Here is a 12404-nt window from a genome sequence, read left to right as displayed (position 1 = left end):
GTTCTGCTGTCTGATTTGTCGCTCTACTAATCTGTGGGCGACAAAGGGTCGGTTATTTATTCTGGAGTTTGTTCTGACACTGCCGCGACTGAATCTCGCTCTACAATGTTGGCAACAAACAAATGGGTTTGATTTGTCGCTTTGTGTTTTGGATCGCTCAGTTTTAACGCCAAATTTGCCGCGTAGTCGGCCATTTCTTCAATTGGGTAGTGCATTGTCGTTAGTTTGGGACGACAAGAACGTGCCACAATTAAATCATCAAAACCGATAACTGAAACATCTTCAGGCACCCGCAATCCTGCATCGAATAATGCGTGAATTGCCCCAATCGCCATTAGGTCGTTGTACGCCAGCAGTGCGGTAAACTTTCGGTCATTTTGTAATAACGTTTTGACTGCTTGTTCGCCGCCTTCTATGTTTGCTGTGGACTCTTCAATATTGTCCGGGGATAACATCAAATCATGTTCTTTAAGAGTACGTGTAATTCCTTCAATTCGACTGCCGGGATCGCGATTTTGGTAAATACTGGTCACCACAGCAAATTCTTGATGCCCTTTCTCCACCAAATATTCGGTGGCTTCCTGAGCACCTGATACGTTATCTAACCAAACGCAACGATTAGCAATTTGTGGAATATAGCGATTTAGAATCACCAATCCTGGGATTTGTTTAGCCAGCTTAATTAAGGTTTTTTCATCAGAGTATTCGGAGTGTAAAATTATGGCATCACAGTTGTGCTCTCTAAGAGACTCAATGGCATCTAACTCAGACTGTGTTTCATAAAGGGAATTACTCATTAATAATTTACAATTATTTTCGCGTGCAGCTTTTTCGACGCCACTGGCCAAGGTGCCAAAAAAGGTCATCGATAACTTAGGCGTTACCACACCTATGGTATTTGTGGTTTTACCCGCCAATGCACTGGCATTAACGTTTGGTCGATAATTAAGTTCTTTTATTACTTTTTTAACTCGCGCACGACACGCATCCCCGACCTGCCCACCGTCGTGGATAACTCTAGAAACGGTTGCTGTTGAAACGCCCGCAATTTTAGCAACGTCTTTTATTGTAGCCATATCCTGTGCTCTACCTTGTATTCTAACTTTGCATCAATTCCAGAGGATCAAACTGGTCAATTGATTGGTCAGTTGATTAGTCATAAATCGACTAATCATTTGATAAATTTAAATAGACCCATAATAGAATAATCTGCTGATTATTCCTATATTCAGTCTCAATGAAAAACCTTTTAAGTACTTATACTTAACTACTAACACGGCCTATTTTAATGCCTAGTAATGCGAGTCATTTCGACATCGAAGCCATGCCATTTATTAAGCTCTTTATTTGAATATTTTGCTGTATCGTGTTGTCTTACTCTCCGCTTAATCCCCGCGAACGACAATTAGTTTGACGGCCCTTGTTACCACCATGTCGTATAAAGTGCGATTAAAATGAGCGTGACTAAAAGCGCCGAAATATTGAAATTTGATTGTGTTTTAAAGTCGACATCATTTAGATCAACTGCATTTTTGTGTTCTTCTGGTTTTTCCACCAAAGTCACTAAAATAGCTAACGCCATACAACTAATAAACACTAAGCCAACTCGGTCCATAAACGGCACCTCCGGCATTATCATTTTAAATGCCAATGAAATAGCGGCGGAACCTATCGTTGCGGCAAGCGCAGCATTAGCCGTCGTTTTTTTCCAAAACATACCGAGTAAAAACAGCACAACAATTCCTGGGGTAAAGAAGCCGGTAAATTCTTGAATATATTGGAATGCTTGGTCAAATTTACCGAGTAAAGGTTGCGCAGTGACTAACGCAACAATAAGCGCGACTAAGCTAACAATTCTGCCGACTTTAACGTAATGACCTTGAGTGCCGTCAGGACGACGTGGCTTATATAAGTCCATGGTAAAAATAGTTGCAACACTGTTGGTCATCGACGCTAAACTCGACAATATAGCCGCAACTAGTGCAGCAAATATAAGTCCTTTTAAACCGACTGGCATCAAGTTCATCAACTCTGGATAAGCTTGGTCGGGTTTTGCTAAGTCAGGTAAAATTAGTACGGCGGCGATGCCTGGTAAAACCACGATTACCGGCATTAACAACTTTAAAAATGCGGCAAAAGCAATTCCCTTTTGTGCCTCGGCTAAGTCTTTCGCCGCTAATGTTCGTTGGATAATATATTGATTAAATCCCCAATAAGATAAGTTCATGATCCACATTCCACCAACCAACACACTCAATCCAGGTAGGTTGACGTAATGAGGGCTATCCGGCGTTAATATCATGTCGAATTTTTCTGGCAATTCGCTCGATAAACGGTCAAATCCTGCAATAATCCCCTGTCCGTCGCCAATTAAATTCAACGACATATACGACAAAAACAACCCACCAGCGATGAGCAGAACAACTTGAATGATGTCCGTAAAGGCAACCGCTTTTAAGCCACCATATAGCGAATAAGTCAGCGAAAGTGCCGCTAACAAAATCATGCAATATGTTAAATCCAGTCCCGTTAGGGTGTTAATTGCTAGAGCACCTAACCACAGGACGGCCGTTAGATTGACAAAGACATAAACCGCTAACCAAAATATTGCCATTGTGGTTTTTACCCGACTATCAAATCGCTGTTCTAAAAACTGCGGCATAGTGTAGATTTTACGTTTCAAAAATATCGGTAAAAAGTATTTGCCAACAATGATCAAAGTGATGGCTGCCATCCATTCGTAGGATGCAATAGCTAAACCTAATACATAGCCCGAACCAGACATACCGATTATTTGTTCTGCTGATATATTGGCCGCTATGAGGGATGCACCAATAGCCCACCAAGGTAAACTGTGGCCTGCTAAAAAATAGTCATCTGTGTTTTTGTCGTGGCCCGCTTTCTCGCGGGACACGTAAAATGCAACGGCGATTAAACCGAGCACATAGACGACAAATATCGCCAAATCTATTGGGTTGAGTGTCATTTTTCCACCTAAAAATGTATATCGGTAGTCGCAAATCGCCACTACCAAAGTCAATGAGTTACTAAAATAGAATTGATTTAACTGTGTTTATTATTCTTGTTCAGCCAAATGGGCGAGACGAAATATCGCAGACTCAATACCCAGTTTGTCAGCACTTACTTCAACTGCTGCGCCTTTTATACTATTACCTATACGTAATAAGATAGTTGCAACACCTTGTTCAGTTAACGACGTTTCTTGACCAACGATTTCAATATCACCGACAGTATTGAACGTCACTTCTTGATTGTTTAACGGTACAGGGTTACCGGAGTCATCAATTAACTGTGCGTAAACAAATACTAAATCCTGACCATTTTTAGCCATTTCCTGTCCGCTAATGTCTAACGTTAATTCGACCCCTGTCGCTTTTCCAGGGGTGCTTACACGGTGACGTGTAACTTCCTTACCATTAATGAATCCTTTTGCGATTAACGTACCTGCTTTAAATTGATCCAAATTGAATTCAAATGGTGGATGCGGAAGATGTGTTGAATATTTATTTTTAGTCGGCTTTTTCGTCGCGAGCAATTTTCCATTTAGCCACAATTCAACTGTATCTGTATTACTGAAAACCCGAACTTTCGGTGATGATGACTTACGCCATTCACTGGCAATAAATACCATAGGTCCCGCATCGTATTCGGCAAATCCTTGGTCTTTAACAAAATAGTCTGGGTCACGTTGACTTTGATAAAAATAGTAACTGTATTTAGGCACTCTAAAAATACTCATGATGCCCGAGGCTTCTAAGTCATCTGTGTAGCCTCGGTTGTAGTCGAACATCACCCAATACCCGTCAGAAAACGCTGGGGTATTCGCTAAGTTGTCATTATGAGCTTCTTGTAAATTGCGAGCCTGTTGCAATAAACGACTTTCACCGGCACTTAATAATTGTCGTGAAGTGCGCTCTTCTTTTTTCAAATTACCCCATGCATCTTGGTTTAAGCCTGCATTTTGAGCGTAGTATTCCCAATCACCATACTCCGAAACATTGTATGGTTGAGTCGGTGTCTCATAGTGGCGTAGTCTATGTTGGCGAGCTTGAAGATATAGGTCATAACCATGTTGCCACCCAGCTGAAAAGGCACCTGGGTATTCTTGATGAACGGTGTCATGTAAGTCTTTTACAAATGACTTAGGCATAGCAGATTCGTTTAATGAACACTCCCATGCAAGTACACTGGCGTGATTTCGATCTCGTCTAATTAAGTCGGCACAAGTATTGATAATTTGGGTTTTAAATTCTGGTGATTCTAAATAATATTGCCAGCCTAAAACCGCATTGACCAATACTAATCCCAGTTCATCCGCTGCATCCATGAATGCTGGTGAATGTGGATAATGAGACAAGCGAACGTAATCAAAACCGGCAGACTTAATTTTCACTGCATCGCGATAGTCTGCTTGTTTCGATGTCGCGTACCCGACATATGGGTATTCTTGGTGACGGTTAACCCCTCGCAAAAATGTTTTTTCACCATTAATCAAGAGTTGGTGCTGGGCGTCAAATTCAAACTTACGGATCCCAACTCGAGTCGTCTTAGATTCAATTAATCGGTCGGCGACAAACACATCAGTTTGTAGCTCATATAGATGGGGGGTCTTCGGGCTCCACAGCAGTGCAGAGGTAACGTCGAGCTGCTGTTCAATTTGACGATTTTTATTAGCCGCCAATAAAATATGTTGTTGGGTATTAGATGTAATGAGCTTGTGTTTGTAATACAAACTTTGTGTAACAGAAACGTCTTGATTTGACTCCAACTTATTTGTTAGATGGGTTTTAACAGACACAATAGAACGAGATTTAGATACTTCAGGAAAAGTAACAAAAATACCGCCACTCGCTGGCGTATTCGCCAAAATAGGATCGGTAATGTGGACCTTATTACGGACCAATAAGTTCACATCTCGATACAAGCCACCGTAAGTATTAAAATCTAATATTTTTAGCGGTTTAGGGCCAATTATCGGATTATCAACATTATGTAGTACCACTTTTAATGTGTTAGCCGATTGGCTATTAAGTAAATTGGTTACGTCAAAAGTAAATGGCAAATAACCACCTAGATGCTCACCTAATTTTGTTCCATTTAGCCAAACTTCTGCATGATTCATCGCCGCTTCAAAACGAATGTAAAGCGCCTTGTCCTGCCATTCTGGATCAAACTGAATGACTTTAATATACTCTGACGTGCCCTGCCATTGGTCGTTTACAATCAAAGGTTCAACTTTTGGTGTATGGGGCAAATTAACTTTGATAGCCGTTTTGTCGACCTCATTGCCACTGATCCGTTTAAAACTCCACCCTTGATTTAGGCTAACGTCTTTAGCTGATGCTGCGTGGAGCTGGGCCGCAAAAAGCGACAATTGAAAAATAATTAAGAAAGTAAAAAACTTACCAATAAGTGATTTAAACACGAAATACCCCTTCAGGCTAAAATTCTGTAAATACTTGTAACGCTGCAATCAGTCTACTCGCCTATGCGTCTGTTAATAATATAAATGTTGGTTTAATTAAAGGCGCGGCATTTCCGCGCCCGTGTTTTCAGCTAAAGTGTAAGTTGGAATCCAAATAGAATACGACGCCCCCACTCTACGTTATTTGCAGGTTTTGAGTAGTCGTTGTCCCAGTAGTTTTCCGACGCTTCATTTGTTAAATTTTGAGCTTGTAATGTCAGTTTCAGATTATCTAAAACTTGATATCCAATACTTGCATCAATGGTCGTTTCAGCCGCATTTAAATTAACTTGCGATGGCAACCAACTGTTAATGCCGGTAAATTCACTTCGATAGTTATATGAAATACGTGCGTCAAAATTATCTTTTTCATACCATAACGTTACACTCGCTATGTTTTTAGACAAACCGCCTAAATTATAAGGATTATTAGTCGGTTTAAATTCCATGACTTCACTGTCTGTATATGAGTAGTTGGCGAATATACCTAAGCCGTTAAATGGTGCTGGTAACATATCAAGTTTTTGTTGATATAACACTTCGATTCCCTTGATAGTCCCTCCATCACCATTGACTGTTCCCGTATACTGGTAAGTCTCACCATCTAAATTCACAGTACCTTCTGACAAACCAATATGCGACTCTAAATCTTTTATGAAAAAGTTAATGGTTGCGGCGGAATTGTCCCCCCAAAAATATTCGTAACCTAGGTCAACTTGATTTGCAATATACGGGTCTAATGTTGGATTCCCGCCATTGGCGGTAGGTGGTAATGACGTATTGTCTAAGGAAAAACCGGTTCTCATTTCTAACAATGGTGGACGCGCCATTGTGCGAGCCATACCAAAGCGAATTTGAGAGTCGTCCGTAATGTTAAACAACATATTTAACGATGGTAAAAATTCAGAATAATCGTGGTCAACTGAAATCGGGTTGATGTCACCCCAGTTGGTTTGTTCATGCCCGGTAGATGTAACTTCTGTTTTGGCGTAACGTAATCCAACATTTCCTGAGAAGGGAATATCACCTAACTCGCCAGACATTGTGACCATCACATAAGCAGCCGTGTTCGTCTCATTCAATTCCCAGGAGGCCAATTGATCTTTGTTACTTCTATCGCCAGGATTGGTATAACCCCCAAATGCAACATTTGCAACGTTTGTCCAGTCAGCAAAGGTATAAATTGCAGGAACATTAAAACCGCCTCCAATATCATAACTTGTGCCGAAATCGGTTAGTCCATGGTCTTGTTTTGCTAGACGTTCCCAGTCATGGATTTGATCATTGATTTTTGTTCTGTCGGTGAAACGGCCACCAAAGCTAAACGTTTCAACTATGCCCCACTCAACATCGCGCACAAAGTCTAAATTGATGTTGTGCATTTCATCGGTGAGCTCTTTGTCACCTTCGCCATTCATTGCCGCGGGGGTAAATTCTTGACTGGTAATTTCCCACACACCTGGTGATGTTTCTGACCATACATCCGCTACCGCGCCGAGCGCATAACTGTCCGGGTTACTAATGTCTCCATTTAGCACCAATATCTCTGCTGCATTGGTATCTTCAACGTTAAATCCAAGTTCATAAGCGTCACCTACATATACAGGATCAATATCGACCCAAACTGAATTGATGCTCGCTTCAGAGTAACCAATGTCGGCTTTTATTGTCCAAATATCGCCAATATGGGTGACCTTCAAACCTGTGCTTAGCATTTCGTTTTGTTGGAACCAAGTAGGAACAGATACATCGATTCCGCCCCATTGACTCCCCGCGACTAACTGTTCTGTGCCGTCAGCATGTGGAATTATTTTATACGAACCATTGCGATATGCATCGGCGGCCCAACCTCCCTCCGGTGCAGAAGAATCCCACCAGTTGCCTAAATCACCCGGTCCCATTTGGTCATCACGTTCTTCAATATCAAATTTTGAGTAGAACATATCGCCTTTAATGGTAAGGCTGTCCGAAGGACGCCATTCTGCAATTAATAATCCCCCAGTACGTTCATTACTACCGCGTTTACTCTTAGCCATTACGCCCCAGGGCGCATGTTCTGAAATACCGTTGCCATTAATGTCGCCACGGTTACCGCCATTATTGTAATTCCATGACTCTACACCGCGTTCCATTGATGGTTGATCTTGATACGTTAATCCAATTGCAACACCAAATGTTTCTGTCCATTGGTCTACATAACTGATATTCCCTTTAACCCCTGTTCCATTTTCCCCTGGTAAGTCGTCACCTAGGCTGTTTTTCATTACGTTGCCGCTAATCGCAACGGTACGTTTATCTTTAGACAACGGGCTAACGAAGTTCATGTTAACTAAGCCTGAAATTCCACCTTCTGCTAGATTAGCCATTGGGCTTTTATATACTTCAACTGAATCAATTAATTCAGCAGGAAATTGCTCAAATCGTACGTCGCGACTTGGTTCAGACGACACTATTTCACGGTTATTCATCGTTGCTATGTTTAATCGTGGCCCCATTCCGCGAATGGAGATTCGACTCGCGTTTCCACGATCTCGAGAGGCTGCAATGCCCGGTAATCTAACAAGAGAGTCTGTAATACTAACATCTGGCAAAACGCCTAAATCATCGGCGGAAATGATTTCGACCACGGTTTCTGAATAACGCTTTTCTCTTAACGCTTTCCCGAGTGATCCGCTAAACCCTTTAATTTCAATGACTTCTATGTCATTACCGGTTGACTCTGCTTTCTCCGCTGCAAATACTGTGTGAGCACTGATCCCTTGCGTAACAGCAAGTGCGACCAAAGTGGATTTGAACAAATTGTTCATGATATTTCCCCGTTGTTAATTCTTATTCTGATTTAATTTTTGTCTTACGCAAGTGACGCTTTTTATTTGCTCGTTTTTAAATTTTCAGGTTCAAAAAAAAGCAACTTCCCATCGATGTATGGCGTATTTATAACAACCAAGGTAAACGTTTACCACTATTATTTTAAACAAAGATCAACATAAAATTACAAATGATTGTTTTTATTGCTTATTTTTAAGGCAAGCGGTTACCTAAAATCAAATAAAAATTTACAGACAACACTAAAGTGAGGTTTTCAATCAGCAGAAGATTTGATCAAAATCAGAGTATGTCATCGACAAATATGTAAATTATTCGGTAATTTTCTGACCAAATTGTCAATATTAGGAAGATAAATCTGACATGGAATATCGGGAATGGAAGTGTTTAACAATTTGCATTCTTCAAAGTGAAGTTTTAGGCAGAAACACAAGCTCGCACCATGATTATCCCTTAAGAACACAACTAAAATCCGCTTGAGTATAAATTAAACGGATGGGGCGAAATGCCAAATTATGTCATCAGCATTTAGTGCTGAATAAATAAACTAAATGTGAGGTACAGCCAATGCCATCAGGAAATAGACACCGACTTTGATTCTCGAAATGCAAAATACGATGGTATACAGCCAACAACAAAAGCACTTATAAAAACGATAAGGCTGGTTTGGCCAAGGTCATATAAAACGTCGGAGAACTGTAAATAAAGTCCGTATCGTTGAGCCAACCAATCGCCACTAAGACCCAAACTGACTGCAAATAACACTGTTGCAATCACCAAGGCCAAGAACGTAAGTATCATGACTTCGAGTTGTACTAACGCAAATATGTGTTTGGGGCTTGCGCCTAAGCTTCTAAAAATCGCCAACTCTTGCTTTCGTTCTTTCATCGTTGCTAGCAACATAGTGGCTAACCCAAATAGCGCAGCCAATAAAACAAGGGAAGCAATCACAGATAGTAGTGTTTCCAATTGCCCTATGAGTTGCCATAGCTCGGTTAACGCGACCCCAGGAATTATCGCCATAATAGGTTCGCCCGCATATTTATTGATCTTTTGTTGCAGCATCAAAGTTGCATATTTGGCTTTAACCCCGACTAAAAAAGCAGAAGATTGATAACTTGAGTGACCTATCTGATTGGCAACTTCGCCTGATCCGTTCCTGTTACTAAGATCGCCTTTTTCATTGGCATGATCGTCGTGCTGATGTTGAGTTTGTAAGTGAGTTTCATGTTCTAGACTTTGACTCTTAATCGCGGATTCAGGTTTTTTTGGTTGAATACCATGAGATTGTTCACCGTGAGCAAACGCCAATCCATCAAAACTGACATGTAACGTTTGGTCGATTGCCGTCCCTGTCTTAGCTAATATGCCAACAACCTTAAACGGATAACCATCGTGATGCATAAAGCTAGTGACCCCAACGCCGTGGGACAATACGATGTCATCTGCCAATGTATAACCTAGCTTTTTGGCAATGTCTGAACCAATCACAACTTCAGATGCACGTTGCCAAGATTTTCCTTTGGCAAAATAAAGAGATTGTTTATGCCCGTATTTAAACTTAGTAAAATATTCTTCGCTCGTAGCAATAACTCGAAATCCTCGATGGGAATCGCCCATCGCTATTGGTAATACCCAGTCCACTTGACTTTGACGCTCTAACCACTCTTGAGTGTTATAATTCATGCTCGAATTAACATTGCCAATTCGGTAAATGCTTGCCAGTAATAAGTTTAACGACCCGGTTTTAGGGCCTACAATTAAATCAACACCTGACACTGCTCGGGTAAAATTTACCCGTGTTTGTTGCTTAAGAAGCGCCACAGAGACAAAGACATAAATGCTGATCGCCACCGCAATTACGGTCATAATGGCCGTCAATTTTCGGCTTTTTAAGCTCTTATAGGCTAAAGTAGTTAACATGCTAATTGCCTCTCTAAAACGGCAAGTTCGCGCATATGAAGATGTTCGTCAAACTGAGTAGCCCACCGAGTATCATGACTAACAAACAATATGCCGGTATTGGTTTGCCCTGCAACATCAAACAGCAATTTTATAAAGTCGTCGGCGTTATCTTGGTCTAACGCTGAGGTAGGTTCATCTGCGATGATCAGTTTAGGCTTATTTGCCAACGCTCGCGCTATAGCTATGCGCTGTTGTTGACCAAGACTTAATTGGTTTGCCGATAATTGAAAAACTGAACGCGGTAAATTCAATTTTTCTAAAAGTGTATGAATATCACTGACACTTATTGATTGCTTGGCAAATTGACAGGCAAGTTGAATATTTTCAACCGCGCTTAAATAAGGGATCAGATTGAGCTTTTGAAAAATGACACTAATATTCTGAGCGCGGAATAAGTCCCGCTCACTTCCCGACATCGTGGTTAACTCTTGTCCGAGAACACGTAAAGAACCTTTTTGAGCTCGCCATAAACCGCAGATCAGATGCAATAATGTCGATTTTCCTGATCCCGAATCACCCTGTAAAAATACCGTTTGGGCTGCTTCAATGCTCATCTTTGGCACGCATAATCGAGTTTTAGACTTGTCGTCAAAGTTAAATTCTAATCCTGTAATGTTAACAATTGGTTCAGTCATATTTTCCTAAGACGCACTTGCTTTGCTTGTATAGTCCAAAGTAATTGTACTCATAATATCGACTTACGATCGGTATTCCTAATTTTGACTTGCGATTATACCCTTTTAAATAGTGCATAAACGTAAGGTTTAGTTTCACCGTTAGGCGCTATAAAATCATGATACCGAGACGCATGAAGTCGAAATTCGCTACCAAGATTTAGCTGAAAATCATCTATCGTCCATTGTTTAATTGGCAAGCCAGTACATTGTGAAACTCCGCCAATGACAAACTGAGCTAACATCACATAACCACCAACCTTTAATACCTGCCTTAAATTGACAAAGTATTGGTCAATTTGCTTTTGATTAATCAAAAAGTGCAATGTTGCCCGGTCAATCCACAATTCGACAGAGTTGGGTATTTCGAGGTGATTTTTATGACTAAAAAATGGTTTTGAGATATCGCTGTTTAAGTAAACGTGGAGATTGCGGCCACCTACCCTACTTTTAGTTTCTTTAAGTGCGGTCTTACTAATATCATTCAAAACCATTTGGAAATTGCGATGATGGAGGTATTCAACTAGTTTTGACGTCCCTGCTCCGGCAATAAAAACTAGGCTACCTTCTGCCGGTAAGGCATTTCCTAAAAACTCAATGGTTTGGCTAACATCAGGTTCAAACCACTCTAACTTATGACGATCTTGGTTATCAAAAATGTTATCCCAGTAGTCGGCCAATTCATTTCTTGTCACGTTAATTGTCACGTTAATGTAATTCCAAACTTACTCAGCAATTTTTAAATGGTAAATATTAATCTTTTGCAACTTGTCCTCGATATCCATATCGTTTTCAATTGCGTCAACCAATTCGCCCCCAGCTTTTTCAATCACTCGGATGCCCGCGCTATTTTTTTCTAAACAACGAAATACAATGGTTTCAATTAAATGTGAACGAGCTAAAAAACCACTTAAGCTTTTAATGATGATATTGGTTACACCACGACCACGAGCTTCGGCACACAGCCAATAACCCAATTCAGCTGTTAAATTAACTTTATCAATAGATTTGATACCAAATATACCGGACTTAACACCTCTGAATTTAATAACAAACCACTTCCCTTTATTTACCTCGTCAAATATACGATCTGAAATATATGCTTCGGCTTCTTCTCTAGTGTGCAAGTTTTTAGCCCAGGGGAAGAAACGCTCTAGATCATCACGGTTCTGATTAACCAAAATAGAAATGGTTTGTGCGTCGTCTAAAGTCAAAGACAACAGCGAAATATCTGCATTGATGTCAATTTTCAATGTTATGCCCTATTAATTCACTATTTCTAATGAGTTACCAAAAATTAGATTTTGTATTTTCAACTTTAAATACATTTACTTAATGTGATTATGTTTACCCAATTCACTGGCGGTTTTCAACAAAAACCATCTCATAACCCACAATGGCCTATTTGGACGACAAAATTAAATTACTCATTTACATCAAGATTTACCTAATTA

At 40.4% G+C, this 12404-nt stretch carries 8 protein-coding genes; all 8 read right to left on the bottom strand.

Annotation, left to right across the window (positions count from 1 at the left end; translation table 11 throughout):
* Positions 1–56: 56 nt before the first annotated feature.
* The 8 genes from Q4575_RS08450 to Q4575_RS08415 all read right to left on the bottom strand — a co-directional run bounded on the left by Q4575_RS08450 (position 57) and on the right by Q4575_RS08415 (position 12203).
* A complete protein-coding gene (locus Q4575_RS08450; protein ID WP_215965465.1) occupies positions 57–1076 on the bottom strand; it encodes a LacI family DNA-binding transcriptional regulator in 1020 nt (339 codons plus the stop codon).
* A gap of 347 nt (positions 1077–1423) precedes the next feature.
* A complete protein-coding gene (locus Q4575_RS08445; protein WP_303522331.1) occupies positions 1424–2986 on the bottom strand; it encodes a sodium/sugar symporter in 1563 nt (520 codons plus the stop codon).
* A gap of 90 nt (positions 2987–3076) precedes the next feature.
* Positions 3077–5446, bottom strand: coding sequence for a glycoside hydrolase family 2 TIM barrel-domain containing protein (locus Q4575_RS08440; protein ID WP_303522329.1), 2370 nt, complete (start codon positions 5444–5446; stop codon positions 3077–3079).
* Between the two features lie 131 nt (positions 5447–5577).
* Positions 5578–8292, bottom strand: coding sequence for a TonB-dependent receptor (locus Q4575_RS08435; protein WP_303522327.1), 2715 nt, complete (start codon positions 8290–8292; stop codon positions 5578–5580).
* A gap of 592 nt (positions 8293–8884) precedes the next feature.
* On the bottom strand, positions 8885–10234 hold the full coding sequence (locus Q4575_RS08430) for an ABC transporter permease (protein ID WP_303522325.1): 1350 nt from the start codon (positions 10232–10234) through the stop codon (positions 8885–8887).
* Positions 10228–10911 carry an ATP-binding cassette domain-containing protein gene (locus Q4575_RS08425; RefSeq protein WP_303522323.1) on the bottom strand — a complete coding sequence of 228 codons (684 nt, stop codon included), beginning with the start codon at positions 10909–10911 and terminating at the stop codon, positions 10228–10230. Before Q4575_RS08425 ends, Q4575_RS08430 begins: the two co-directional genes overlap by 7 nt.
* Positions 10912–11006: 95 nt before the next feature.
* Positions 11007–11657 (bottom strand): methyltransferase domain-containing protein, encoded by a 651-nt coding sequence (locus tag Q4575_RS08420; protein WP_303522321.1) that lies wholly within the window; start codon positions 11655–11657, stop codon positions 11007–11009.
* A gap of 18 nt (positions 11658–11675) precedes the next feature.
* The gene (locus Q4575_RS08415; RefSeq protein WP_303522319.1) at positions 11676–12203 is read right to left on the bottom strand and encodes a GNAT family N-acetyltransferase; all 528 of its coding nucleotides are present in this window, start codon (positions 12201–12203) and stop codon (positions 11676–11678) included.
* Between the last annotated feature and the right edge of the window lie 201 nt (positions 12204–12404).

This window comes from Psychrosphaera sp. 1_MG-2023, from assembly GCF_030548245.1.
Taxonomy (GTDB): domain Bacteria; phylum Pseudomonadota; class Gammaproteobacteria; order Enterobacterales; family Alteromonadaceae; genus Psychrosphaera; species Psychrosphaera algicola.
The sequence above is the reverse complement of the archived record's forward strand: the minus strand, read 5'-3'. Positions and strand labels throughout refer to the sequence as shown.

Coding starts and splice junctions, on each gene's coding strand:
- Q4575_RS08425 (WP_303522323.1), bottom strand. CDS start 10,911: ATGACTGAACCAATTGTTAACATTACAGGATTAGAATTTAACTTTGAC.
- Q4575_RS08450 (WP_215965465.1), bottom strand. CDS start 1,076: ATGGCTACAATAAAAGACGTTGCTAAAATTGCGGGCGTTTCAACAGCA.
- Q4575_RS08445 (WP_303522331.1), bottom strand. CDS start 2,986: ATGACACTCAACCCAATAGATTTGGCGATATTTGTCGTCTATGTGCTC.
- Q4575_RS08430 (WP_303522325.1), bottom strand. CDS start 10,234: ATGTTAACTACTTTAGCCTATAAGAGCTTAAAAAGCCGAAAATTGACG.
- Q4575_RS08435 (WP_303522327.1), bottom strand. CDS start 8,292: ATGAACAATTTGTTCAAATCCACTTTGGTCGCACTTGCTGTTACGCAA.